At 64.6% G+C, this 23,617-nt stretch carries 25 protein-coding genes, 1 tRNA gene and 1 pseudogene; 18 read left to right on the top strand and 9 right to left on the bottom strand.

Features of this window, described 5'->3' with window-relative positions; translation table 11 throughout:
* Window positions 1-58: 58 nt before the first annotated feature.
* From F5544_RS04735 to F5544_RS04715, 5 genes are all read left to right on the top strand, one after another.
* On the top strand, window positions 59-451 hold the full coding sequence (locus F5544_RS04735; RefSeq protein ID WP_167472037.1) for an SCO5389 family protein: 393 nt from the start codon (window positions 59-61) through the stop codon (window positions 449-451).
* 91 nt (window positions 452-542) lie between these two features.
* Window positions 543-941 carry an ArsR/SmtB family transcription factor gene (locus F5544_RS04730; RefSeq protein ID WP_167472036.1) on the top strand — a complete coding sequence of 133 codons (399 nt, stop codon included), beginning with the start codon at window positions 543-545 and terminating at the stop codon, window positions 939-941.
* Window positions 938-2,080 carry a cation diffusion facilitator family transporter gene (locus F5544_RS04725; RefSeq protein ID WP_167472035.1) on the top strand — a complete coding sequence of 381 codons (1,143 nt, stop codon included), beginning with the start codon at window positions 938-940 and terminating at the stop codon, window positions 2,078-2,080. Before F5544_RS04730 ends, F5544_RS04725 begins: the two co-directional genes overlap by 4 nt.
* A 125-nt stretch (window positions 2,081-2,205) precedes the next feature.
* Entirely contained in the window at window positions 2,206-3,504 is a 1,299-nt protein-coding gene (locus tag F5544_RS04720; RefSeq protein ID WP_238847091.1) for a serine hydrolase domain-containing protein, read from the top strand.
* Between the two features lie 32 nt (window positions 3,505-3,536).
* The gene (locus F5544_RS04715) at window positions 3,537-5,174 is read left to right on the top strand and encodes a long-chain fatty acid--CoA ligase (protein ID WP_167472034.1); all 1,638 of its coding nucleotides are present in this window, start codon (window positions 3,537-3,539) and stop codon (window positions 5,172-5,174) included.
* A 44-nt stretch (window positions 5,175-5,218) separates the two neighbouring features.
* On the opposite strand, the gene F5544_RS04710 is transcribed toward F5544_RS04715, so the two are convergent.
* The gene (locus F5544_RS04710; RefSeq protein ID WP_167472033.1) at window positions 5,219-5,674 is read right to left on the bottom strand and encodes a MarR family winged helix-turn-helix transcriptional regulator; all 456 of its coding nucleotides are present in this window, start codon (window positions 5,672-5,674) and stop codon (window positions 5,219-5,221) included.
* A 96-nt stretch (window positions 5,675-5,770) separates the two neighbouring features.
* Here F5544_RS04710 and F5544_RS04705 point away from each other — a divergent pair, with 96 nt between their 5' ends.
* The gene (locus tag F5544_RS04705; protein ID WP_167472032.1) at window positions 5,771-7,030 is read left to right on the top strand and encodes an alpha/beta hydrolase; all 1,260 of its coding nucleotides are present in this window, start codon (window positions 5,771-5,773) and stop codon (window positions 7,028-7,030) included.
* Between the two features lie 97 nt (window positions 7,031-7,127).
* On the opposite strand, the gene F5544_RS04700 is transcribed toward F5544_RS04705, so the two are convergent.
* Window positions 7,128-7,751: a TetR/AcrR family transcriptional regulator gene (locus F5544_RS04700; protein WP_167472031.1), complete on the bottom strand. Its 624-nt coding sequence runs from the start codon at window positions 7,749-7,751 to the stop codon at window positions 7,128-7,130.
* Window positions 7,752-7,835: 84 nt separating this feature from the next.
* On the opposite strand from F5544_RS04700, the gene F5544_RS04695 reads away from it, so the two are divergent.
* The 4 genes from F5544_RS04695 (at window position 7,836) to F5544_RS04680 (ending at window position 11,598) form a co-directional block, all read left to right on the top strand.
* Window positions 7,836-8,978 carry an acyl-CoA dehydrogenase family protein gene (locus tag F5544_RS04695; protein WP_167472030.1) on the top strand — a complete coding sequence of 381 codons (1,143 nt, stop codon included), beginning with the start codon at window positions 7,836-7,838 and terminating at the stop codon, window positions 8,976-8,978.
* A gap of 71 nt (window positions 8,979-9,049) precedes the next feature.
* Window positions 9,050-10,522, top strand: a complete 1,473-nt coding sequence (locus F5544_RS04690; protein ID WP_167472029.1) for a flavin-containing monooxygenase — start codon at window positions 9,050-9,052, stop codon at window positions 10,520-10,522.
* Between the two features lie 75 nt (window positions 10,523-10,597).
* Window positions 10,598-11,425, top strand: a complete 828-nt coding sequence (locus F5544_RS04685) for a DUF1542 domain-containing protein (RefSeq protein WP_167478987.1) — start codon at window positions 10,598-10,600, stop codon at window positions 11,423-11,425.
* A 101-nt stretch (window positions 11,426-11,526) separates the two neighbouring features.
* A tRNA-Arg gene (locus F5544_RS04680) sits at window positions 11,527-11,598 on the top strand.
* Window positions 11,599-11,849: 251 nt separating this feature from the next.
* On the opposite strand, the gene F5544_RS04675 is transcribed toward F5544_RS04680, so the two are convergent.
* Complete coding sequence (locus F5544_RS04675) at window positions 11,850-12,935, bottom strand: ISAs1 family transposase (RefSeq protein ID WP_238847090.1); 1,086 nt, start codon at window positions 12,933-12,935, stop codon at window positions 11,850-11,852.
* 390 nt (window positions 12,936-13,325) lie between these two features.
* Between F5544_RS04675 and F5544_RS04670 the strand changes: the two genes are divergently transcribed.
* The 5 genes from F5544_RS04670 (at window position 13,326) to F5544_RS04650 (ending at window position 16,806) form a co-directional block, all read left to right on the top strand.
* Window positions 13,326-13,523, top strand: a complete 198-nt coding sequence (locus F5544_RS04670) for a hypothetical protein (protein WP_167472028.1) — start codon at window positions 13,326-13,328, stop codon at window positions 13,521-13,523.
* 394 nt (window positions 13,524-13,917) lie between these two features.
* Window positions 13,918-14,415 carry a hypothetical protein gene (locus F5544_RS04665; RefSeq protein ID WP_167472027.1) on the top strand — a complete coding sequence of 166 codons (498 nt, stop codon included), beginning with the start codon at window positions 13,918-13,920 and terminating at the stop codon, window positions 14,413-14,415.
* A gap of 51 nt (window positions 14,416-14,466) precedes the next feature.
* Window positions 14,467-15,870, top strand: a complete 1,404-nt coding sequence (locus F5544_RS04660; protein ID WP_167472026.1) for a hypothetical protein — start codon at window positions 14,467-14,469, stop codon at window positions 15,868-15,870.
* Window positions 15,871-15,893: 23 nt separating this feature from the next.
* Window positions 15,894-16,571, top strand: coding sequence for a DUF2786 domain-containing protein (locus F5544_RS04655; RefSeq protein WP_167472025.1), 678 nt, complete (start codon window positions 15,894-15,896; stop codon window positions 16,569-16,571).
* 22 nt (window positions 16,572-16,593) lie between these two features.
* A complete protein-coding gene (locus F5544_RS04650; protein ID WP_275107014.1) occupies window positions 16,594-16,806 on the top strand; it encodes a DivIVA domain-containing protein in 213 nt (70 codons plus the stop codon).
* Window positions 16,807-17,041: 235 nt separating this feature from the next.
* Here the strand turns inward: F5544_RS04650 and F5544_RS46185 are convergent, their stop codons facing one another.
* The 3 genes and pseudogenes from F5544_RS46185 to F5544_RS47005 form a co-directional block, all read right to left on the bottom strand.
* The gene (locus F5544_RS46185; protein ID WP_238847089.1) at window positions 17,042-17,506 is read right to left on the bottom strand and encodes a DUF6283 family protein; all 465 of its coding nucleotides are present in this window, start codon (window positions 17,504-17,506) and stop codon (window positions 17,042-17,044) included.
* 129 nt (window positions 17,507-17,635) lie between these two features.
* Window positions 17,636-17,723 (bottom strand): annotated as a pseudogene (locus F5544_RS47415) (hypothetical protein); the annotation flags it as partial.
* Window positions 17,724-17,729: 6 nt separating this feature from the next.
* On the bottom strand, window positions 17,730-17,939 hold the full coding sequence (locus F5544_RS47005; protein ID WP_167472024.1) for a hypothetical protein: 210 nt from the start codon (window positions 17,937-17,939) through the stop codon (window positions 17,730-17,732).
* Between the two features lie 255 nt (window positions 17,940-18,194).
* Between F5544_RS47005 and F5544_RS04635 the strand changes: the two genes are divergently transcribed.
* The 3 genes from F5544_RS04635 to F5544_RS04625 all read left to right on the top strand — a co-directional run bounded on the left by F5544_RS04635 (window position 18,195) and on the right by F5544_RS04625 (window position 21,757).
* Window positions 18,195-19,007 carry a hypothetical protein gene (locus F5544_RS04635; RefSeq protein WP_167472023.1) on the top strand — a complete coding sequence of 271 codons (813 nt, stop codon included), beginning with the start codon at window positions 18,195-18,197 and terminating at the stop codon, window positions 19,005-19,007.
* Between the two features lie 390 nt (window positions 19,008-19,397).
* Window positions 19,398-20,945 carry an IS21 family transposase gene (gene istA / locus F5544_RS04630; protein ID WP_167472022.1) on the top strand — a complete coding sequence of 516 codons (1,548 nt, stop codon included), beginning with the start codon at window positions 19,398-19,400 and terminating at the stop codon, window positions 20,943-20,945.
* The gene (locus F5544_RS04625; RefSeq protein ID WP_167472021.1) at window positions 20,942-21,757 is read left to right on the top strand and encodes an ATP-binding protein; all 816 of its coding nucleotides are present in this window, start codon (window positions 20,942-20,944) and stop codon (window positions 21,755-21,757) included. The genes istA and F5544_RS04625 overlap by 4 nt, the downstream gene beginning before the upstream one ends.
* 264 nt (window positions 21,758-22,021) lie before the next feature.
* Here F5544_RS04625 and F5544_RS04620 read toward each other — a convergent pair whose 3' ends face one another.
* The 3 genes from F5544_RS04620 to F5544_RS04610 all read right to left on the bottom strand — a co-directional run bounded on the left by F5544_RS04620 (window position 22,022) and on the right by F5544_RS04610 (window position 23,554).
* Window positions 22,022-22,306 carry a hypothetical protein gene (locus F5544_RS04620; RefSeq protein WP_167472020.1) on the bottom strand — a complete coding sequence of 95 codons (285 nt, stop codon included), beginning with the start codon at window positions 22,304-22,306 and terminating at the stop codon, window positions 22,022-22,024.
* A gap of 119 nt (window positions 22,307-22,425) precedes the next feature.
* The gene (locus tag F5544_RS04615; RefSeq protein WP_167472019.1) at window positions 22,426-23,169 is read right to left on the bottom strand and encodes a hypothetical protein; all 744 of its coding nucleotides are present in this window, start codon (window positions 23,167-23,169) and stop codon (window positions 22,426-22,428) included.
* On the bottom strand, window positions 23,159-23,554 hold the full coding sequence (locus F5544_RS04610) for a hypothetical protein (protein ID WP_167472018.1): 396 nt from the start codon (window positions 23,552-23,554) through the stop codon (window positions 23,159-23,161). The genes F5544_RS04615 and F5544_RS04610 overlap by 11 nt, the downstream gene beginning before the upstream one ends.
* Between the last annotated feature and the right edge of the window lie 63 nt (window positions 23,555-23,617).

The raw sequence follows: 23,617 nt of genomic DNA, 5'->3' as shown, positions 1-23,617 counted from the left end.
TTTCGTTTAGAATCATTGGGCATCGCACTAATCCACTCCATTCAGGAGGAGAGCGCACATGTCCCTCGATGTTCCTGCCGCACTACTCGAGCGCGCCGAGCGCGGTGAGGTCGACGACGCCGATTTCGTCGAATGTGTACGCAATTCGCTGCCGTACGCCTGGGAGGTAGTCAGCCGGGTGGCCGGTGAATTGCGTTCCGGTACAGCAGAATTCGCCGACAACGTGGTTCCACCGCCGGATGAGACGGCCCGCGGCCAGCTGCTGCGCGCCATGGCGTCCGACGCGATCCGCGGCGGATTGGAGCGCCACTTCGGAGTGAAGCTCGCCTTCCAGAACTGCCACAGGGTGGCGGCCTTCCCGCTGGCCGCGGTCGGCGGTCAGACCTACACCGAATTCATCGGCACCCGGGCCCAGCTGCTGAATCAGAGCCCGGAACTGCGTAACTGCTGAAAAATCGGGTAACCCCCGGCGCGGCAACGAATTAGAGCCGCGCCGGGGTTTTTCGTGCGGCATCGCCCACCCCATGCCCTATTATCTACGTATGAATGCAGATAGCCAGGGAGGACGGCCGCCGCTCGACGAGGACCAGGCGGCCCTGGTCGTCGAGGTATTCCGAATGCTGGCCGACGCCACCCGGGTACAGGTGCTGTGGGCCTTGGTCGGCCAAGAACTGTCGGTGAACGACCTGGCCGGATGCGTCGGCAAACCGGCCGCCTCGGTATCCCAGCATCTGGCGAAGCTGCGCATGGCGCGGCTGGTGCGCACCCGCCGGTCCGGCACCACCATCTTCTACAGCCTGGAGAACGAACACATCCGGCAGCTGGTGCTGGACGCGGTGTACAACGCCGAACACGCCGGACCCGGAGTGCCCGCACATCACCAGGGCGCGGCCGGGGTGCGCGAGCTGGCTCGGCATCGACGAGCGGAGGCGGGCGCATGAGCCACTTGAAGCGCGGGCACGGCGGGGACCACACGCACGACTCCAGCCAAATTCATGATCACAGTGATGGTTACGCACACGGGCATGCACATACGGGCGAGCACACGCACAGCCACGAGCATGAGCACACGTCCGCGCACGCACACAGCCATCCGGACGGGCACAGCCACAGGCATGCACACGGCCACGAGCACCCCGGCGGAATCCGCGGCATCCTCCGCGAGATATTCGTTCCGCACAGCCATGATTCGGCCGACAGCGTCGATGATGCCTTGGCGGCCAGTGCGATCGGCATCCGCGCGGTCAAGATCAGCTTGGCGGTGCTCGCCATCACCGCCGCACTACAGCTCGCGGTATTCCTCGTCTCGGGCTCGATCGCCTTGGCGGCGGACACAATTCACAATTTCTCCGACGCGCTGACCGCGGTGCCGCTGTGGATCGCGTTCGCGCTCGGCACCAGGGCCGCGACCCGGCGCTACACCTACGGCTTCGGCAGGTCCGAGGATCTGGCCGGCCTGTTCGTCGTCGCGATGATCGCGATATCGGCGCTGCTCGCCGGGTACGAGGCGGTGCGCCGCCTGATCCATCCGGTGTCCATCGACCATCTGGGTTGGGTCGCGGCCGCCGGGCTGATCGGATTCCTCGGCAACGAGACGGTGGCGCTCTACCGAATCCGGGTCGGCAGGCGGATCGGATCGGCGGCGCTGGTGGCCGATGGACTGCACGCCAGGACCGACGGTTTCACCTCGCTGGCGGTGCTGGTCGGCGCGGGCGGTGTCGCGCTCGGATTCCCGCTCGCGGACCCGATAGTCGGATTGGTGATCACGATCGCCATCCTGGCGGTGCTGCGCACGGCGGTGCGCGATGTGGTGCGCAGGCTGATGGACGCCGTCGACCCGGAGCTGGTGGATACCGCCGAGCGCGCGCTCGCGGCCGAACCCGGCGTGCTCGGGGTGCGCAGCCTGCGCATGCGCTGGATCGGCCACCGCCTGCACGCCGATGTGGAACTCGATGTGCCGCCGACGATTTCGCTCGCCGACGCGCACCACGTCGCGCACGAGGCCGAACATACGCTGACGCACGCGGTCCCCCGGCTCGATACGGCCCTGGTACACGCATACCCGGCACACGCGGGCTGATCGCCCGACCCCGATTGCCCGGCGCGGGCTATCGGTGTGGCGACGGATTCCCGGTCCGGATGCCCACGACGGCTACCCTTGGGTAGCATCCCCGATGTGATGTGGATCATGGCTGGTTCTGCCGCATGATGCTGACGCGCGCAAGGAACCTGCCGATCCCGCCGGCCCTGCTCCGCAGGAGCCGGATCCCGGACGAGTTGGAGTCCGTCGCGAGCATCGGGCCGGAGGTGGATCCGGCGGAGGCCGGATTGCCGCCCGACTACCCGGAGCAGATCTGGCGGCGCATGCGGCTGGTCTATCGCAGCGGGGTGCATCCGGCCGTGCAGGTGTGCATCCGCAGGCACGGCAAGGTGGTGTTCGATCGCGCGCTCGGGCATGCCCGCGGCAACGGACCGGATGACGCACCGGATGCCCCGAAAGTCCTTGCGACGCCGCGCACCCCGTTCGTCACCTATTCCGCGTCCAAGGGCGTCACCGCGTTCGTCGTGCACTTGCTCGTCGATCGCGGGCTGCTCGAACTCGATGCCCCGGTCTGCCGCTACATTCCCGAATACGGTTGCCACGGAAAGGAATCCATCACCATCGGACAGGTGCTCGCGCACCGCTCCGGGGTGGCCGGGCTGCCGCGCGCCGCCCTCGTACCCGAGGCCATCGCTAATCGTGAAGTGCTGGTGCGGAATTTGTGCGCGGTGCACCCATCGATGCCGCCGGGCCGATTCCAGTCGTATCACGCGCTGTCGGGCGGTTTCATCCTCGGCGAAGTGGTGCACCGGGTCACCGGGCACGACATCCGCACCGTGCTCGACACCGAAATACTGCGGCCGCTCGGCTTCCGCTGGACCAATTACGGTGTGGCACAGCGGGATATCCCGCTCCTCGCACGCAACTACATAACCGGGGCTCCGGCGCTGCCGCCGCTGTCCACCGCCATCGAACGGCTACTCGGGGTGCCGTACGCGGAGGCCGTCGAAACCGGTAACGATCCGGCCTATCTCGACATCATCGCGCCCGCGGCGAACGTGGTCAGCACCGCGAACGAATTCTCCCGGTTCTACGAAATCTTCCGCAGGGGCGGCGAACTCGACGGTCATCGGGTGATGCGACCGGAAACCATTGCGGCGGCGCTTGTTCCGCAGTCACGCATCGAACCCGATCTCTCGCTCGGGATGAACTTCGGCTTCGGCTACGGCCACATGCTCGGCGGCCGGGTGGTGAGCCTCTACGGCCCGGACACCAGGCGCGCCTTCGGGCATCTCGGTTTCACGAACAATGCCGCGTGGGCGGATCCCGAGCGGGCGCTGTCCTGCGCGGTACTCACCAGCGGCAAGCCGATCCTGTATCCGGAGCTGATCCGCTGGGTGGGATTGCTGTACACGATCACCGCCGCCACCCCGAAGGTGCGCGCGTCCGACATGGCCTTCTGAGCGAAAGCCACTGTAGAAAAAGGAGTTTGGCGATGTTGAGCACCATGCAGGACGAGCAACTCTCGCTCGCCACGTTGCTGCGCTACGCATCGACGTTCGTCGGCGATTCCACCGTATCGACCTGGACCGGCAGCGGCGTGCGCACCAAGACCTATCGCGAGCTGGGCGTCGAGGCGGCCCGGTTGGCGAATGCGTTGCGCGGCCTCGGTATCGGCATCGGCGACCGGGTCGGCACCTTCATGTGGAACAACACCGAGCATCTGTGCGCCTATATCGCGGTCCCCGCCATGGGCGCGGTATTGCACGCGCTGAACATCCGGCTGTTCCCTGATCAGCTGATCTACGTGGCCAATCACGCCGAGGATCAGGTGGTGCTCGTCGACGGTTCCCTGGTGCCGATGTTCAACCAATTGCTGCCGAAGATGAAGACGGTGCGCCACGTCATCGTGGTGAACGGTGACGCGGCCACGCTCACCGCGCCCGACGGCGTCCAGGTGCACGCGTACCCCGAACTCCTCGCCGCGCAGCCGGATACCTACGACTTCCCGGTGATCGACGAAAAGTCCGCCGCCGCAATGTGTTACACCTCGGGAACCACCGGCGACCCGAAGGGCGTCGTGTACTCGCACCGGTCCAACTGGCTGCACGCGATGCAGGTGATCTCGCCCAACGGGATGGGCCTGTACCCGACCGACCAGGTCCTGGCCATCGTCCCGCTGTTCCATGCCAATGCTTGGGGCCTGCCGTACGCCGCGCTCATGGCGGGCGCGAATCTCCTTATGCCGGACCGCTTCTTGCAGCCCGGGCCGCTGCTGGAGTGCATGGCCGATCAGCGGCCGAGTTTCGCCGCCGCGGTGCCGACGATCTGGGGCGGGGTGCTCGCGGCGCTGGCGGCCAAACCGCAGGACATCACCCATCTGCGCGCGGTGGTGGTCGGCGGTTCGGCCGTGCCGCCCTCGATGATGCGCGCCTTCCAGGACCGGCACAACGTCCGCGTCGTGCACGCATGGGGCATGACCGAGATGTCGCCGCTCGGCAGCGTCTGCCATCCGCCTGCCGGGCTCAGCGAGGAAGAGGAGTGGGCGTACCGGATCACGCAGGGCCGATTCCCGGCCGGCGTGCAGGCACGGCTCGTCGCCGACGACGGCACCGTGCTGCCGAACGACGGAGAAGCCTGGGGCGAGTTGGAGGTTCGCGGTCCGTGGATCACCGCCTCCTACTACTCGCCCGACGGTGTGCCGGTCGATCCGGAGAAATTCGACGACGGCTGGCTGCGCACCGGCGACGTCGGCAAGATCAGCTCCGACGGCTTCCTGACTCTGGTCGACCGCTCCAAGGATGTGATCAAGTCCGGCGGCGAATGGATCTCCTCGGTCGATCTGGAGAATGCGGTGATGGGCCATCCGGCCGTCGCCGAGGCCGCGGTGATCGGTGTGCCGGACGAGAAGTGGGACGAGCGCCCGCTGGTCGCGGTCGTACTCGCCGAGGGCGCCGCCGCCAAACCCGAAGAGCTGCGGGAGTTCTTGTCCGACAAGTTCGCCAAATGGCAACTGCCGGAACGCTGGACGTTCATCTCCGAGGTTCCGAAGACCAGCGTCGGCAAATTCGACAAGAAGCGGCTGCGTGCCCAGTTCGCCGACGGCGAATTGACCGTCACTGAGCTGGCCTGATCGGCGGGTAGCCCGGATTCCTTGCGCGGCAATGGAATCCGGGCTCAGAGCCGGTCGTAGATGGCGATCATCCGCTGCAGCATCTCGGTGGCGAAGTCGAGCGCGGCGATGTCGTAGTCCTCCAGTTCCGCGCGCAACGCCTCGGCCATCGCATCCAAGCGTTCGCGGCACCGCACCCGCCCCGCATCGGTGAGCGCGACCACCACCGAGCGTTTGCTCTGCGCCGAGCGCTCGCGCGTGACGTATCCGGCCGCGACCAAACCGTTCACCAACTGCGTCGTCGCGGGCCCCGTGGTTTCCGTGCCGAGCGCCAGCTGCCCGATCGACATGGGCCCTTGCTCGTAGAGCACGCGTAGGGCGCGCGCATGGGTCAGCGAGAGTGCATCCGGTGCGCGGGTCGCGCGGCCGCGCAGCCGCGAATCCGCGGCGCTGAGCCGGTAGGCCGCGCGACCCAGCCGATCCAGGGCCGCCGCGCGGTCGGCCGATTCCGATCCTGACATGACGCCGATTCTCCATCTCGAGATGACGGTTGACAGTCAGCATATCTTAAGTACTTAATAGATAAGTACTTAGTACTATTGGAAAGGATCACTCCGATGACCGCACGTTCCGTCGGACAGAGCTGGACCCTCGATATCGCTTTGGCACAGGGCGGTTTCGACGCACTACACCCGGAAGCCAGGGGCACTTTGGAAGAGCTCGGCTGCGACCACACCGATTTCGACAAGGTCTTCGCCATGGTCAAGAGCGGTGCCATGCTGCCGAAGGCCTGGGCGACCATCGCCGGGCAGACCGAGGAGCGCGCCGCTCACCATGAGCGCAATGGCTTCGCCCGCACCGCCGCCGACCTTTACACGAGGGCCGCGGTGATGTGGGGCCGGGCGCAGTACTCGATCTTCGATGCGGCCGATCCGCGCAAACTCGCCTTCCGCGCACGCACCAACCACTGCGTCGAACGATTGGGCGCACTGCGCGGCGGACTGGTCCGGCGCGTCGAACTGGACTTCGACGGCAAGCGGATCTACGGGCTGCTGCACCTGCCCGCGGGACCGGTGCGCAACGCACCCACCATCATCCTCGGCCCCGGCATGGACATGATCAAAGAGGACTACATCCACACCGCCGAGCGGTATTACACCGCGCGCGGGATCGTCGCACTCTCCATCGAGGGCCCCGGCCAGGGCGAGAGCCGCGCCAATGGACTGACCGTCGACCTCACCAATTACGAACGCGCCGTTGGCCGTTTCCTCGACTACCTCACCGAGCTACCCGAGGTCGACCCGCACCGCATCGGCATGTTCGGCATCAGCATGAGCGGCTACTGGGGTTCCCGCGCCGCCGCCACCGATCGGCGGCTGGCCGCGCTCGCCGCCTTCGAGGCGCCGACCGGCGACTTCCGCACCATCTTCGAGAGTGCGCAGCCGAGCTTCAAGAACAACTACATGTACATGTCGGGCTACACCGACGAGTCGGCCTTCGACCGAGACTTGGCCGCGCACATGCCAATTGGCGGCCTCGTCGCCGACATCACCTGCCCGGTGCTGTACGGCATCGGCGAATTCGACGAGCTCACCCCGCTGGAGCAGGCCCTTGCCAACTACGAACTGGTCAAGGCGCCAAAGGAGATTCGCGTCTACGAGGGCGAATTCCACCCGCTCGGCGGTGTCGCCGCGGAGGTCTTCCGCTTCGGCGCCGAATGGTTGGAACGCGCCCTCGACGGCGAATTCGCCGAACCGAATCGCGATGTGCGCCACTACGTCCACCGCGATGGCAGGACCACTGACGGCACGGCCGATCCGCGATGGTGGCTCGGCACCACGCCCGCCGCCCTCACCGCGGTGCGTTCCGGTCGGTGACCAGGGTCGCCGTATCCAAGCCGATGTTCACCGACGAGGAGAGTTTCGACCTAAGTGGTCCCATCAGGAAAAGCGACATCAGACGCCGCGGTGCGGACTAGTCACGCCGCTCGGGGTCGCGGTGCAGGGCCAGCTCTGCGAGTTCGGTCCAGTCGGCCAGGACCTGCTTGCGCCGCAGGCGGTCTCGGCCGACCATTTCGTCGAGGGTGGTGCCGCGAACCAGGTTGATGGTCATCCAGAAGGCGGATTCGATTCGCGCACTGTCGATTCCGGGATCGATGCGGTCGGTGCACGCGGCGAGGAGTTCGACGGTGAGATCGTGTTGGGCGCGCAGCATCTCGCGGCGCAGCACGCGGTCGTTGGCTATGCCGACGTAGAGCTCCACCGATGCCTTGCCGAGCTTGCCCGCGAAAGTGGCGGTGACCAGCTCGACGAGCACCGCACCGCCGGTGCACGCCACGGGTAGCGTACGCAGCCGCCGCCGCAACGCCTCCCGCTGCCGCTGCGTCAGATGCCCGATGGTCTGCGCGAAAAGCTGTTCCCGAGTGTGGAAGTGGTGCAGCTGAGCGCCGCGCGTCACCCCGGCGCGCGCGGTGATATCGGCGATCGACGCACCGCCGTAGCCGACCTCGGCCAGGCTCTCCACAGCCGCGTCCAGCAGCGTCGCCCGCGTGCGCAGGCTCTTCTCCCGATGTTTGTTCGGCGGCAGCGGCGAAACCATTCGCCCAGTGTAGACGGCCCATAAATGCGTGCTACATTGCATGCAATCAGGTGTCGTTCGTCACGAGATTGCGGGGTAGCCGAGATGGCGGTTGAGCGAATGCTGCCGACACAGGAGGCCAGGGACCTGCTCGAGTTGACCCGGGATATCGCGGATAAGGTGCTGGAGCCGCAGGTCGTCGAATGCGAGAAGTCCGCGACGTTCCCGGATGACGTATTTCCCGCGCTCGGCGCGGCCGGACTGCTGAGCTTGCCGTATCCGGACGAGTTCGGCGGCGGTGGTCAACCGTACGAGGTCTACCTGCAGGTGCTGGAGGAGTTGGCGAGCCGCTGGGCGGCGGTCGCGGTGGCGGTGAGCGTGCACGGCCTGTCCTGCCATCCGCTGTTCACCTTCGGCTCCGATGAGCAGAAACAGCGCTGGCTCGGCGATATGCTGTCCGGCGAAACCGTTGGCGCGTACAGCCTTTCGGAGCCGCAGGCCGGATCGGATGCGGCAGCACTGCGCTGCCGGGCCACGAAAGTCGATGGCGGATACCGGATCACCGGATCGAAGGCGTGGATCACCAACGGCGGCAAGGCCGATTTCTACACGCTGTTCGCCAGGACCGGCGATGGCTCCCGCGGCATTTCCTGCTTTCTGGTGCCGCGCGACACGGCGGGGCTGAGCTTCGGCAAGCCCGAGGAGAAGATGGGCCTGCGCGCCATCCCGACGACAACGGCCGCGTACGACGATGCGTTCGTGCCCGAAGAGCGGCTGATCGGCGAAGAGGGACAAGGGCTTTCGATCGCATTCAGCGCCCTCGATTCGGGACGGCTCGGCATCGCCGCGGTGGCCACCGGCCTGGCACAGCGCGCGCTCGACGACGCCGTCGCCTACGCCAAGGAGCGAGAAGCGTTCGGCCGCCACATCATCGACCATCAGGGCCTCGGCTTCCTGCTCGCCGATATGGCCGCGGCGGTGGATTCGGCCCGCGCCACCTACCTCGACGCCGCCCGCCGCCGCGACGCCGGACTCCCCTACTCGCGCCAGGCCAGCGTGGCCAAGCTGATCGCGACGGACGCCGCCATGAAGGTCACCACCGACGCGGTCCAGGTTTTCGGCGGCTACGGCTACACCCAGGATTTCCCGTTGGAGCGGTATATGCGCGAGGCCAAGGTGATGCAGATCTTCGAGGGCACCAACCAGATCCAGCGGCTCGTCATCGCGCGTCAGCTCGCCGCCAACTGATGGCCGAAAATATGGATTCACTGTCCGGCGATCTCTTCTGACCTGCGGGTACCCGCCCGTACGCTGAGATCATGACATCGCCGTCCATCATCATCATCGGCGCGGGCTTCGCCGGACTCGGCCTGGCACTGGAGCTGCGCCGCAACGGCCTGGACAACTTCGTCATCCTGGAACGCGCCGCCGACCTCGGCGGCGTCTGGCGCGAGAACACCTACCCCGGCGCCGCATGCGATGTGCCGTCCCCGCTGTACTCGTGGTCGTTCGAGCCGAAATCCGATTGGCCACGGCGGTTTTCGGAGCAGGCCGACATCCACGCGTATATGCGCACGGTGGTCGAGAAGTACGGACTGGCGCGCTACATCCGGTTCGGCACCGAGGTCACCGACGCCGAATTCGACGAGCGCGCGGGCCGCTGGACCGTCACCACCGCCGACGGCGCGAATCTCGTTGCCGACCTGCTGATCCCGGCGGTCGGCCAGCTGTCCCGGCCCGCCATGCCGAATCTGCCCGGCATCGACACGTTCACCGGCCCGGCCTTCCACTCCGCCGAATGGGACCATCGCGTCGACCTCACCGGTAAGCGGGTGGCCTGCATCGGCACCGGAGCCAGTGCGATCCAATATATTCCGCGCATCCAGCCGAAAGCGGCCCACCTCACCCTGTTTCAGCGTTCGGCCGCCTGGGTGCTGCCCAAACCGGATACCGAATACAGCGCGCTGCATCACGCGCTGTTCAAATACTTCCCGCCGAGCAGGCTGGCCGAGCGGTTCGCCGTATGGTCCTTCTTCGAGGTTATGGCGTTGGCGCTCACCGACATTCCCGCCATCAAAACCCCGGTGATCGCGCTCGCCGACCGGCACCGCACCAGACAGGTCACCGATCCGGAGCTGCGGGCCAAGCTGACACCCGATTACGCGGCCGGCTGTAAACGCGGACTCTTCTCCAACGACTACTTCCCGGCGCTGGCCCAACCCAACGTCACCGTGGAAACCTCGGCGATCGAGGCGATCATCCCATCGGGCATCCGCACCGCGGACGGCGTCGAACACGAGGTGGACGTCATCATCTACGGCACCGGCTTCAAAGGTACGGAATTCCTCGCGCCGATGAATATCTACGGTGCGGGCGGACGCAAGCTGGCCGATGTCTGGGGCGATGCGGGCGCCCGCGCCTACCTGGGACTATCCGTTCCGGACTTTCCCAATATGTTCATCATGTACGGACCGAATACGAACGTCGGCTCCGGTTCCATCGTCTACATGCTGGAATCGCAGGCGCGCTACATCCGCCAGGTCGTCGAATATCTCACCGATCGGCCCGGCCGCTCGCTGGCCGCCAAGGCGGACGCCGAACAGCGCTGGGATCACTGGCTGCAGCGCAGGCTCGAAGACACGCCGTGGAACTTCTGCTCCAGCTGGTACCGCAACGCGGCGGGCCGGATCACCAACAACTGGCCCGGCGCGACGGTGCTCTACCGGTGGAAAACAAGGGAGTTCGACCCGGCCGACTACACAGAGCGACAAGCGGCGCGTCCGCTCGGCTGACCAGGCACTACGTCTCCACCCACTAGGCTTGGGCACTGTTCGACACACCGGACGGAAGAGGTGCGAACAGTGACCATCCTGCTGCTGATCATCGTGATCGTCGTCGCCGTCGCCGCATTCGTCATCGTGCAGTCCCGCCGAACCAAACAGCGCGCGGAACTACAACTGGCCGATGCGCTCGCCGACGCCCGCCAGGTGAACGAGCGGCTCGGCGGCCAGGTGTACAGCCTCACCGGCAGCAACGAGGCGGCCAAACAGGCGCTGGCCGACGCGTCCGAGCGGCATATCGCCGCAGGCTCGCAGCTCGAACAGGCCCGCACACCCGCGCAGGCGCGCCTCGCCAAACAGACCGCGCTGGAAGGCCTCTACTACATCCGCGCCGCGCGCACCGCCATGAATATGGACCCCGGCCCCGAAGTGCCCGCGCTCGACGGCCAGAACACCGCCGGTCAAGTCACCGAGAACCGGACCATCGACTACGACGGCAGGCAGATCACCGCATCCCCGAACCCGTCGGCCACCACACCCAACTACTATCCCGGCGGCCGCGTCGCCGGACGCCCCGTCCCCGCGGGCTGGTACTCCGAGCCGTGGTGGAAACCCGCGCTGATCGGCGGCGCCTGGGGCCTCGGCTCCGCACTCCTGTTCACCACCCTGTTCTCCGGCATGGAAGGCGTGCACTACGACGCCCAAGGCTTCGAAAGCGGCTACGGCGACGGCTACCAAGACGGGCTGGCCGCCGCGGACAGCGGCTACGACAACGGCGGATACGACGACGCGAGCTACGACACCGGTGGATCCGACTACGGCAACTACGACTCGAGCGGCTACGACAGCGGCGACTTCTTCGACAGCGGCGGCGGTTTCGACGGCGGCGGCTACGACTCCGGCGGCGACTTCTGACCCCACCCGACCCGATCCCACCACCGTCACACCCCAGCGATGCGGCCCAACCCGCCCACACCCGGTAGACTCCCATCGTCCCGGTGGACCACCATCCACCCGCCCTCGTAGCTCAGGGATAGAGCACGGCTCTCCTAAAGCCGGTGTCGCAGGTTCGAATCCTGCCGAGGGCACATACGTCATCACGTGCCATATGGCAAATCTCGCTTCTACCAGGTGTTTTCACTCCGCCGCCAACAGGCCATATGGTCTGTTATGGCGGGCTGTGGCGGCCAAAGTGGAGAGTAAATGGAGAGCCACAATGGCAGGTTCCCAATAGCTGCACCACCATTCACCGGAGAGGTTGGGCCGACTCGGACCACGCCAGCCCCAGCGTCACCACAAACGATCCGACGATGGCTTCAGGGCTCCGGCAAAGTCTGTTTCAGCAACTTTTGAGTAGTTCTAAGGGGCGTTCGTGCTGGTAGGAGTGGTGGCGGAGGCCAGCGGCGATGCTGTGATGACCGCGGAGGCGTAACAGACCGATCGTTGTGTTTCGCAGGGTGGCCATCACTTGCGCCCCGGCGCCGGTGCGGACCCGGCATCGGTCTTCGTCGAAGGTGACATCGCGGACGCAGTGCACCCGGTTCTCGATGTGCCAGTGCCCACGCAACCAGGCCGCTATCTGCCGGGGTGTGGCGTCGGCGGCGGTCAGGCTGGTGATGGCGTAGATGGTGGCGGACTGGAATTTGCGGGTCTTGGCATCGACGCGGCGGCGGGTGATTTTCAACGCCAGCCGGGCGCCGGGGAACTCGATATCGGGGCCGCGGATGGCGAGGGCTTTGAGGGTGCGGGTTTCTTCGCGGCCGTGCCTGCGGGTGCGGGTGCGGTCGTGTGTGCGGACCGAATGCCAGGGCAGTTTCTTCAATGCCTTGCGCAAGCGGGGTTGGTTGTCTTTCACGGTCAGCAGGTAGTCCCCGCCGAGGTCGGTGATGTAGGTGGCGGTGTCGCGGTTGGTGTGCATCGCATCGGCGGTGATGATCATCCCGTCGATGTCGATTCCCGCCAAAAGCTCACGCAGCATGGGGATTTCGTTCGTTTTGGAGCCCACGCCGATCTGTCCCAGGACTACCCCGAGCCGCTGGCAGACGCCCGAGAGCAGATGGATCGGCCGACCGTCACCCTCGCGGGTGCCACGCAAGGATTTACCGTCGAACGACACCACCCGCCGACCCCGCATCCCCCTTGTTTTGCGCCACATCCATTCGCCGATCACCTTGTCCAACGCATCCGCGTCCAGGGCTTGCAGGAACCGGCGGATCGTCGACTCCGCCGGCACCGAACCCTGAAAACCCAACTGCGACAACACCGTCACCGGTGCCTCGCCGACCCATTGACCGATCGCGGTCAACGACCGCGCACCCGCCAGCACCGCGGCCAGCGCAGCCGCCAAAATCGCCCCCGCCGAATACCTGACACCGCGACGAGCCCGAGGATCGGCCACCTCACCCAGCAACTCCAGCAAACTCACCACACCAGGCAGCCGGGCCGATTCACCACCCTCACAAGACAACTCGACGGCCAGGACAGAGGTGGGAGATGATGAAGCGGGCACGGCAGAACTCCGGATGTGAAAACTTGTCGAAGAGCCGATCATCTCGAGTGCTGCCGTGCCCGCCCCTCAATTCCTTGCCCGCGTGTCGGACAAATCGGGCACAAAACCGCAGGTCAGCTCATGCGAGCAGACTTTGCCGGAACCCTGACGATGGCTTCGGAACACCCCTCTCGGCGTGTCGCTTCACCGACACGCCGGTGAGTTTTTCAAGCAGCATCCGCACAGCAAACGGCAATTCGGCGGCAGCACCACACGCGTAAACCCGCACCTCCGCCACGCCCCGTCCACCCACTACCATCGGTGGCTGTGCCCGAATCGCCCGAGGAGCAGCGACTGCTCGCCGCCGTACGAGAGTCGGCACGCAAGGCCGCCGAGGCGATCGAGGCCCGCGACCGCGCCATTCGAGCAGCCTTCAACGCCAAGGTATCCCGCGTACGAATCGCGGAGGCGGCGCAACTGTCCCGCGAAAGGGTCTACCAGATCGGCAACACGCCGGAGCAATAAGTGTGTAGTTCGCTTGACACTCATGGATAGTGAGTGTGTAATTTTCTACACATAGTTGCGCCGGGAGTCAGTCCAGAGTTCGACAGTTCTCCGACCCCGGCCTACCGACACAACACCCAATCCGCGAGGAGGGCAACATGCCCGCGCTTGATTCAGCATGCCCAAAACCAGAGCAATGGTCGGCGAAGGCAGCTATTGAAGCCGAAGCCGCTGGATGGGATTTAATTCTCGAATCGCTTCCCGGGAGAACCGAGCCAGAACTTCGAATAATAACTCGGCAACAGCTTAGGTTGCGCCTTCACAGGACTAACCTGATCGCACTCGTCGGCACCACATTTGCCGGTATTGGCTTGGCTGTAATTCTCTGGACCCACCGGAACAATGGAGGGTCGCGATGATCCCTCCGACCTGTGATGCCCGCGAGGCACTACAAAAGATCATCTTCGAAATCCTGCGTAGGTACGGTGGCGAGTCTGCGGTAACCACTCGGCCGGCCAACGCCTCATCGGCCCAACTCGAAGCTCCTGTCGATCCGCTGCTCGGCGTCGAAGTCGCGACGCTGCTGACGTTCCAACTCCACCGCATGATCAGCGACTACACGCGAGAGAGCCGTGGAATGGGCCGGTCATGGAACGAGGTATCGAGAGCGCTCCGGCTCGACAGGGAGTGGGCGCCGGAACAAGCCTCGTTCGACTATGTCGCAGGCAATCCGCGCCCCGGCATGCCGTGGCCGTCGATCTCCTGGACGTGTTGCTCCTGCGGCTTCCGGATCACCGATTGGGGGCCTGAATCAGGTTCTCATCCCGATGACCGAGAGACCGGCCACGCTCCTGACTGCGATCGGCACACCACCGAAATACGCAAATACCTTAACCATCTGAATCGCGAGTGAGAACCCACCTCTACCCGCCCGCCGCGGTTGCGAAATTATGGAGACTCTGTCATGCCCACAAAAATCTCCAATATTTACGAAACGCTGATCGAAGCAATCGACAACCATCCAGTCGCAGCCGTCCTTATGACGATTGCCTTCTTGGCGGCCATCCGCCTGCTCATCGCGCTCGCCCACCGGATAGTTCGTATTTCGGTCCACCGTGGATGGACCAGCGAGCACATTGGCACGACGCTGGCAGCAGCTATCGCCACTGGCGTCAGCGCTCAAGGCATGTGGATCTTTATGAGCGACACCCTGCAATTGCCCGTCTTCCTGCGAATCGCTTTCTTCGCGTTCCTGGAGATCATGGTCGTCACGAGCGCACTCCGTGCTCGCACAGCACAGCGCGCCGATGCTCCGAGCAGCGTCGACGGGATCGCAATGTGGGTGCTGACCGCGCTGAGCGCCGTTCTGTCGGCAACCGAAGCCGATAACGCGGGAACGCTCCTCATCCGGCTCAGCGCACCACTCGTCGCTGCGTGGGGCTGGGAACGGAGCATGGCACTCGAGCGGCGTATCCGCACCGGCCGTTGGTCGCGAATCAACTGGACTTTGACTCCGGAGCGAATACTCGTTCGCTTGGGCCTGGCCGATCCAGATCTGGGCCGAACATCCTCCGACGCGGTCGCTCAGCGACGGCTGGTCGCGGTGGCGCTAGCCGTCGACGACGCACGCTTCGCCCGCGATACCGCGGGCGCGAACGATCGAACGATGCGGAGGGCAGAGGCGCGGCTCCGAACGGCAATGCGGCGCGCTACGAAGGACGGCGGTCTGGTTCGGATTGCTGGCCGGGACCATCGTGAAGCACTGATCGAGCAGATCGCTGTGCTGCGTGGCGCATCCGCACTGCTCGACCTCAAGACGCCGAACCCATGGCCCACCGCGGAGAACGATTCCAGGGTGAACGTCCCGAAAGTCCCTGCCATGGAGCCAGTACCAGTAAGCAGTACGCCCGAGCACTTCATATTCCAGCCAACTCCGAGAGCGCGCACCGCTACCGGCACAGGAACGAATGCGATGCGCAGTCATGCGCACCACACCGATCCCGTCGCTGCACACCACAAGGATGACCTGGATTTCGAGCAGGTCGACCGCGCAGCCGACGACGAGAAAGCTCATAGCGTCCTGCGCATCGCTGCGCACCGGCAAACCACTGGCCACGCGATATCGCCGCACCCGTCCGCACATGCTGCCATCGGATGGGAGACCATCGCGCAGAGGGTATGCGCGGAAGATCCGGCGTGCCGCCGCGATCTCGATGCCGTTCGCGAGATACTCCGCCTCCGCCATGAGGAGCGGCTTAGCTACCCGGACATTGCAATTCGGGTCAACGGCTTCAGCAAGCACGCCGTCGGCCGGGTAATCCGTCAGGCCAGAAAGTATCTCGATGTCGAGGACGCGAAACTGGCTTAGCCCGACGACTGGAGGTGGTAACAGTGACCGAGCCCGGCAAGCAGAACGCAATCGACCTCATCGCCAAGCTGCTCGCGAAGGCGGAAGGCTGCGCCGGAACTCCGGAAGGCGAGACCGCCGAAAACTGCGCGTTCCATCTCCTCGCCAAACACGGAATCGCCTACAACGACGTCCGACCACCGAGCCAGACCGGCCCCGACATTGCTGTGCGTGAAGACTTCCCACTGCACGGCGACTACCTACACCAACAGATCATTCTCCTTGCCCGGATAGCGTCCGCCTTGCACTGCTCTTCGGCATATTGGCTCCACAGCCAGCACTCGGCAACGGTCGAAATCTACGGTGTCCCACGCCATCTCGACCGCGTACGCCTTCTGCACCGTCCTCTCCTCACCCGAATGCTCAGGCAGGCAACAACATCCGCCCCACCCGACCGCAACCACCAGATCAGCTGGATGCAAGGCTTCAGCCTCAGCGTCAGGGCTCGCCTTCGTACAGCCGAAACGGCGGCCGCGACTGAAGCCGACAATCGCACCGGCAGCGATCTTCAGACCCGAACACTCGCCGCCGACGCCAAGCGCGCCGAGATCGCCAAGAAGCAGGCGCTCCCTACGCTGCGCCGAAGCGCCTACAACCCGCCCATCGACTCCGGCTCGTTCACCGAGGGGTATCGAGCGGGCGAAAATACGGACCTGATATAGATCGGCGAATATCATCGCTTGGGTGACCGATGACGAGCAGCGCCGCGCCTCGTTCCGCCTGAGCGGTCCGGGAGGCTACGACAAGGACGAAGTCGACGCGTTCATCGATTTGATGGAGCAAGAGCTAGCACAGCTGGCAGACGAGAACCTCGATCTGAAAGCCGCCCTCAAGGAACAGGACCTCGTGATTGCCCAGTTGCGCTCCGAACTCGGCAAGCAAGGTGGTACCGCGTAGAACGGATCAGGTCACGACAACGCGGCGGGCAACTTGCTCAACCGCTCCTGGGGCCGCTGGTTCGAGTGGATTGCTTCTGAGGGCCTCGTGCCAAAACTTGGGCCACCTCCACAGTCGATCGCCTTGTTGCATCACGCGCACCTGGTGCTCACAAAAGGCGATTCCCACCGGCTGGCCTCGCCGGGAATGGGGTTGATGCCCTTGGCCCGACTCGACACCGGGCTGCCGGTTGCCCTCACGCCAAGTCGGATCTGCGTCGGCTGATCCTGGTGATCGCCTTCACCGCCTCCGGACTTGGGTGCGCGATATCCGCCTGCCCGTGATTGGCGGCTTCGGCGCCGGAGCTGAACAGCGGCACCGGCGATCGATAGTCGACCGCGGCCTGGAACGTGGTCTCGCTGATGCGGCCCCTCACCAGCGCCAACCGCAGCCCCAGCAGCTGCTCGCCGTGGCAGCCGACCCAGCCGGCACACAGCCGTCGCACCTCACTGTCGGCGTCGGTCTGATGGCACTGGAACAATCCATGCGGCTGCAAAGCAATGTCGAGATCGTAGGCACGCAGCTTCTCGTACTCCTCGGCATGCCACACCCCACTCGGCACATCACGTCGATACGGGCACGAACCGCACGGACGCGACGCAGGCGACTGCATCGCATCCACGCCTTCGGCGACGACATCAGCATCGAGGACCTCGGACACGACCATCACAATGCACTCCGCCCCACGCCGTCCTCAAGTCCTACCCGGAGAAACCGCAGCCAGCGGTCCGGAGAACCGATGTCCACACAACCGGAACAGAACTGGCCATCCGCCCGGATTTCTCGGACGACCGTTGACACGATGGTCCGCCACGATAGACGACGGCGTCTTCGCCGGTCTCGGCGTCGGAGAATAGGGACACGTCGTAGTCCATTGCATGTCATCACCGGGTAATGGCCGTGTCAACGCCGGTCCGGCCCACCCGCAGGTTCACCTGCATCAGTATCGGCTCATCCACACAGTTGGAGCCGGTCACCCGCACTTGAGCTGTTGCGGGCCAGCAACCGACCGCCCGCCCCGCCACGCGCTTGATCTCGAGCGCCTGAACCCGCACCATCGTGCATCTGGGTCCCGCCTGCATGACCGCCATCATCGACACCACCACCACAGACAGGGCGCCGCTAGAGCCGGAACGCGATCACCAACACGGCTCCAGGCGGCACCCTTGAACCCCAGTTCTGTTGGTGCACCTACACAGTTGCGTGAGGCGACGCCCATGGGCCGCGTGCGTTAGCGCGAGATGTGCCTATTTCGATGGGGCGATCGCGTGATTCTGCCCACGCTCGGCACGCATCCGGCTACGCTCACCGCCTGTCATAGCAGCTTGCAATGAATTCAGGAGGCAGTGATGAGCGATGGTGACGACGAGCAGCAGCCCCAGCAGCAGCCGTTGCCGCAGCCAGAACAACCGGCCGAGCCCAGCCCTACGAGCGTACGAGCAGACGTTGCGAAAGGGCTTCCTCGCGTGAGCCTAGCGACGGTGCTGGAAACCGTCGAAGCCGCATACAAAGATGGGCTGAATCCCACGCGGAGCCAGATCGCAGCCCGGGTAGGCCAGACAACCAACTCTGGTGCTTTCACATCACGCATGGCGACGTGCATGATCTACGGAGTTTTCGAACCCGGAGGCCCAGGCAGCGTGCGCATTACCGATATCGCCCTCGACCTGTTCGATGAACACAAGAGGCCCGACGCCTTGATAGCCCTATGGATGAGCGTTCCCATCTACCGCTCGATATTTGAGCAATACAATGGTAAAACTCTGCCACAGGACACCGGCATCGAATCAGATCTGATTCGACTTGGGCTGGCCCCCAAACGTGCCAGTAGCATTCGGGCCACGATGATGGCGGCAGCCGAGCTTGTAGGTTTACGAGCTACTGCCAAGGATCGGCTTGTGGTGCCGGCTTCGCGTATTCCAGCGGTCCAGTCACAAGCAGAGAAGAAGCGGCTAGATCACACCGTAGAACGCGGTCCCGGCTACGCTCAGTTCTGTCTCAGCGAGAACTCAACGGCGGCCATAAATCTTTGGATCTGGGAGTTCCGAAAACAAGAACGCCGCGACGAAATCTTGCGGATCTGCGATCGGCTCAGAGAAATCGAACAAGAGTTTTTGGACGATGACGACCCAGAGGACGGCCCGAGCTCGGCGGCAGCTTAGTAGGGGAAGTTGGCGTGCAGGCGTACGCCAACTTCCAATAGAATTCGATCAGTTCACGGCGCAATAGTTTGCACCTGACCAGAAAATTGCTCCCGACAGCCACAGCTCCAGGCGAGTAGTTCTTCGCCGTAGATCCCGGCGCCACGCTGTTGAACTTCGTTGTGGGCTTGCTGGACTCCGTATCCGGCCCACGCCACCTGATTCCAGGTTTCACCGACGCTCTGTTGTCGGCTGCCAGGAGGAAGGGACCACTTCGGAGCCGGTTTTGCCATGAGTATGGGACCACCCTGTTTGCCACTGATGGGACCACCTGACTAGCGGTTTTGCCAGTTATGGGACCACCCGGCGTGGCTTCGGGGCTTCCGGTCGCTCGGCCGCTGTATTGGCCAGATGAGCTACCGGGAGGTTTCGGTGATCGAGATCAGGGAGATGCTGCGGCTATGGCTGCAGGGTCGCGGCTTGCGGGAGGTGGCCCGGCTGTCGGGCACTGACCGCAAGACGGTGCGCCGGTATGTCGAGCGAGCGCAGTCGTGTGGCGTGGACCGCGACGAGGGTGTGGAGCAGTTGACCGATGAGCTGCTGGCGGCGGTGATCGCCGGGGTTCGCAGGTCTCGACCGAACGGTAAGAGCGATGTGTGGGAGACACTCGCCGGTCAGTCCGAGCAGATCAAACAATGGCTGGATCAGGGCCTGACCCTGACCAAGATTCATATTCTGCTGGCCCGCCGTGGCGTGGTGGTGTCGTATCGGACGTTGAACCGTTACGCCACAACGGAATTGGGGTTCGGGAAGCGGCGCACGACCGTGCGGGTGGCCGACTGCGAACCCGGTGCGGAAGTGCAGGTCGACTTCGGCCGGCTCGGGTTGCTGACCGACGTCGAGGGCCGTCGCCGGGTGGTGAAGGGTCTGATCTTCACCGCGGTGTATTCGCGGCACATGTTCGTCTTCCCGACCTACCGGGAAACACTCAACGACGTCATCGCCGGATTCGAAGCGGCGTGGGTGTTCTTCGACGGTGTGTTCGCTGTCGCGATCCCGGACAATATGAAAGCCATCGTCGACCGGGCGAACGCGACAGATCCCCGGTTGAACGATTCGTTCCGCGAATATGCCGAGTCTCGTGGGTTCGTGGTTGATCCGGCGCGGATCCGCAGCCCGCAGGACAAGCCCCGCGTCGAACGCTGTGTTCCTTACGCACGGTCGAATTTCTTTGCCGGAGAACAATTCCGAGACCTGGCCGACTGCCGGGAACGCGCGCAGCGGTGGTGCCGGGAGACCGCGGGAATGAGAATACATGGCACCACGCGACTACGTCCGGCCGAAGTGTTCACCACCGACGAGCACCCGAAGCTGAAACCGTTGCCCGACACTGCCTTCGATATTCCGACCTGGGTGAACCCGAAGGTCGCCCCGGACCGGCATGTTCAGATTTGTCAGGCGCTCTACAGCATTCCCGGTGATCTCGTCGGGCAGCGCCTGTCCGCCCGCGTCGACTCGCAGACGGTGAAGCTCTACTTCCGTGGCGAGTTGATCAAGGTCCACCCCCGAGTCGGAGCCGGTCGCCGCCAAACCGATCCGGCCGACCTGCCCAGCGAGCTCACCGCCTATGCGATGCGAGACCTGAATACGTTGCAACGCAAAGCATTCGATCACGGCGCTCATGTCGGTTCCTATGCGGCGGCGGTCCTCGAGCATCCACTGCCCTGGACGAAGATGCGGCAGGTCTACCGGCTGCTCGGGCTGGTGCGCCGCCACGGCGCCGACGCCGTCGACGATGCCTGCCGCCGAGCACTGGACGCCGAGGTCGTCGACGTCGGCGTCATCGACCGCATGCTCACCCGCGCCACCACCGGTCAGCAGCTGACGCTGCTGCCGCCACCGGCTCCGTCCCGGTTCGTCCGTTCCACCACCGATTTCGCGGTCAGGAGGCCGTCATGAGCGCCACTCGCCGTCCCGCCGCCGACCCGGCGGTCAAACCGATCGAGATCACCCCGGAGCTGAAGTCGCTGATGCGCAGGCTCAAGCTCGGCCAGCTCCTGGACACCCTCCCCGAGCGGTTGGCGTTGGCACGGTCGAATCGGCTGCCGCACCACGATTTCCTGGAAATGCTGTTCGCCGACGAGGTCGCCCGCCGCGACCGGCAATCCGAGCAACGCCGCGCCAAGACCGCCCACCTGGACCCGCAGATGCACCTGGCGGCATGGGACGACTCGACCGCGGTCACCTTCGACCGCGAACTCTGGGCCGAACTCACCTCGATGAGGTTCCTCGCCGACGCCTACAACGTATTGATCATGGGGCCGGTCGGGGTCGGAAAGACGTTCCTGGCCAACGCATTAGGACACATCGCGGTCCGCCGCCACCACACTGTTCACACCGAACGCGCCGACAAACTGTTCAAACGACTGCGCGGAGCACGCCTCGACAGCAGCTACGAAGACGAGATGCGCAAACTGCACCGCGTCGACTTGCTGATCATCGATGACCTGGCCCTGCACCGACTCGAAGCACCCGAGACCAACGACTTCTACGAACTGATCGTCGAGCGCCACCGCAAGGCCTCCACGGTGATCACCAGCAACCGGGAACCTCCGGAGATCCTGACCATGATGGCCGACCCACTGCTGGCGCAATCGGCGATGGACCGGCTCCAGTCCGCGGCCTACGAACTCGTCGTCGAGGGCGAATCCTACCGGCAACGGCAGAAGCCCCGCCGCGGCAAACCAGCCGATCCGGCCCACTCGGATTGACCAACAGCCCGATCGTCGGCCACCATCAGCACACGGCCCGCGACCGGACCCAACCCGGTCCCATGCTCATGGCAACCCAATGGTCCCTTCAGGCTGGCAGGCGACACTCTGTTGCGCAGCTTGTTCCTCTGCGGTCGGCAGCGATAGCACGCGCTTCCGCAATGGCTTCGCTCGCCGGGCCGCATCGAGTTCCTTGACAGCACATCGTTGGGTCCCTACGCCACGAGCTGGAACGCGTTCACGTCACCTTCCAGGCTGGTCGCATCAGTCAACGGTGACGGTGCGTAGGTTCTCGGCGAGGTTGATGCGCTCAAGCAGTTCCAGGGTGGCGGCCATGTCCGGCCGACCACGTCCATCGTCGACGCAGACCAGCAACGCAACTGCCTCGCCGTCGATATCGAGGGCGTACTTGGCAGGCACAACTGCATCGAGTATGTGGCCACGAACTGCGTCGACTAACGCAGCCGTCGCCTCCTGATGGCCGCGGGCTTGGCCGTGAATGCTGCCGTGACTGCCAAGTTGCTCGATGGTTAGTGTCCAGGTCGTCATGATGCTCCTCCGTAGATGTTGGAGTGCGGATCCCTTGCAAACAAGCGCAGCACGTTCGTCAGGCCGGCGCTGGCCGTCGGCACCATCTTGTGGATAACTCGGGCATTGTCCACAGTCGCCTACAGATCGAGATCGGTGCTGTGGTCGGCGGTGGACGCTGTGCGGGTCGGAAGAGATCCGTCCTTTCCAGGTTGAGTTGCTGCTGGCGCGGAGTTGGATGCCATCTGGATCAGCGAATTGGTGTACGCGCCCTCGGAAGGTGCGTCACGCTGCGCTGGACTGGGTTTGCCGGTCGGCTTGTGGCGCTCGCGAGTGAGTTTGTACAGCGTTTCGAAGTCGGGTCCTCGATAGTTGTCTTTGGTCGGGTCGGCGCGGAATTTGCTCCCGTCACGGCACACTGCGACGGCCGTGCGGTGGGCATCTTTCAGGATGCTGATGACGCTGTTGTACCCGGTCCGGTCGACGATCTGCCAGGTGACGGGGCCCATGTGCAGATCGATCCAGCGGACCGTGCGCTGGTGAACCTTGCTGTAGGCATCGCGTCTGACGACCGCGTATGGGGTGCGCCGCTCCCAGGTCAGCATCACCGCCGATTGTCCGTACTCGTGGTCGGCACCGTCGCTGGGTATCGGGGCAGCGTATTCGAGGCCGATCAAGTGGGCGCGAACAGCGGCGAATCCCTCCAGCACCCCTTGGGCGGCGTTGGCCGTCAGGAACCGCAGCCCGATACGCCCCCAAGCCACGCTGACGAACGCTTCGGGTGTTCGCGCAAAGCTCGCGCTGATCCGCCCGTCCTGGATGCCGTGAATGCGCGCGGTGGTGCAGGTGACGACCGCGCCGGAGCGGCTCTGGTCAGCACCCATGCTCTGTCCCGCCTTCCTCCGCACCGCGGCGATTGCTCGCCCGCCCATTCGTCCTTGTCCTGGTAATACGGCGAACTTCTTTTATCGGCATGCCGACACGGTCGGCGATGCTGGCGTCCATCTCGCCGCGACCGCTCATTTGCCGCAGGCAGTCGGCTTGTCGCTGCCGCAGTATCGCAATAGTTTGGTCGTGACGATCTCGTGCGGCTGATACCGATTCCGCGTATTCGACATTGGCCGTCTCGATGCGCTGCCCGAGAAGCAGATATTCCACGAGGTCGGCTTCATTGGCTTTGTTCCGCTCGGCTTGTTTTGCACGCTCCAGCGCAAGCCGTTCCCGGGCCAGCCTGCGCGCCGCGACCGCCGAAGATTTCCTAGCAACCATAGCCACAACCCCCAGCACATTAAGAACCGACAATTTGATGTAATTATACCTTTGAAGTGCCGC

Origin of the sequence: Nocardia arthritidis, assembly GCF_011801145.1 — a bacterium.
Taxonomy (GTDB): Bacteria; Actinomycetota; Actinomycetes; order Mycobacteriales; family Mycobacteriaceae; genus Nocardia; species Nocardia arthritidis_A.
This window is presented reverse-complemented; position numbering and strand designations above follow the sequence as displayed.

What these genes read in the sequence shown, in the direction of transcription:
- F5544_RS04695 (WP_167472030.1), top strand. Translation starts at nt 7,836, where the DNA reads ATGGCGGTTGAGCGAATGCTGCCGACACAGGAGGCCAGGGACCTGCTC.
- istA (WP_167472022.1), top strand. Translation starts at nt 19,398, where the DNA reads ATGAGCTACCGGGAGGTTTCGGTGATCGAGATCAGGGAGATGCTGCGG.
- F5544_RS04635 (WP_167472023.1), top strand. Translation starts at nt 18,195, where the DNA reads ATGAGCGATGGTGACGACGAGCAGCAGCCCCAGCAGCAGCCGTTGCCG.
- F5544_RS04730 (WP_167472036.1), top strand. Translation starts at nt 543, where the DNA reads ATGAATGCAGATAGCCAGGGAGGACGGCCGCCGCTCGACGAGGACCAG.
- F5544_RS04725 (WP_167472035.1), top strand. Translation starts at nt 938, where the DNA reads ATGAGCCACTTGAAGCGCGGGCACGGCGGGGACCACACGCACGACTCC.
- F5544_RS04665 (WP_167472027.1), top strand. Translation starts at nt 13,918, where the DNA reads ATGATCCCTCCGACCTGTGATGCCCGCGAGGCACTACAAAAGATCATC.
- F5544_RS04720 (WP_238847091.1), top strand. Translation starts at nt 2,206, where the DNA reads ATGATGCTGACGCGCGCAAGGAACCTGCCGATCCCGCCGGCCCTGCTC.
- F5544_RS04610 (WP_167472018.1), bottom strand. Translation starts at nt 23,554, where the DNA reads ATGGTTGCTAGGAAATCTTCGGCGGTCGCGGCGCGCAGGCTGGCCCGG.
- F5544_RS47005 (WP_167472024.1), bottom strand. Translation starts at nt 17,939, where the DNA reads ATGATGGCGGTCATGCAGGCGGGACCCAGATGCACGATGGTGCGGGTT.
- F5544_RS04660 (WP_167472026.1), top strand. Translation starts at nt 14,467, where the DNA reads ATGCCCACAAAAATCTCCAATATTTACGAAACGCTGATCGAAGCAATC.
- F5544_RS04615 (WP_167472019.1), bottom strand. Translation starts at nt 23,169, where the DNA reads ATGGGTGCTGACCAGAGCCGCTCCGGCGCGGTCGTCACCTGCACCACC.
- F5544_RS04690 (WP_167472029.1), top strand. Translation starts at nt 9,050, where the DNA reads ATGACATCGCCGTCCATCATCATCATCGGCGCGGGCTTCGCCGGACTC.
- F5544_RS04700 (WP_167472031.1), bottom strand. Translation starts at nt 7,751, where the DNA reads ATGGTTTCGCCGCTGCCGCCGAACAAACATCGGGAGAAGAGCCTGCGC.
- F5544_RS04705 (WP_167472032.1), top strand. Translation starts at nt 5,771, where the DNA reads ATGACCGCACGTTCCGTCGGACAGAGCTGGACCCTCGATATCGCTTTG.
- F5544_RS04735 (WP_167472037.1), top strand. Translation starts at nt 59, where the DNA reads ATGTCCCTCGATGTTCCTGCCGCACTACTCGAGCGCGCCGAGCGCGGT.
- F5544_RS04620 (WP_167472020.1), bottom strand. Translation starts at nt 22,306, where the DNA reads ATGACGACCTGGACACTAACCATCGAGCAACTTGGCAGTCACGGCAGC.
- F5544_RS04625 (WP_167472021.1), top strand. Translation starts at nt 20,942, where the DNA reads ATGAGCGCCACTCGCCGTCCCGCCGCCGACCCGGCGGTCAAACCGATC.
- F5544_RS04710 (WP_167472033.1), bottom strand. Translation starts at nt 5,674, where the DNA reads ATGTCAGGATCGGAATCGGCCGACCGCGCGGCGGCCCTGGATCGGCTG.
- F5544_RS04715 (WP_167472034.1), top strand. Translation starts at nt 3,537, where the DNA reads ATGTTGAGCACCATGCAGGACGAGCAACTCTCGCTCGCCACGTTGCTG.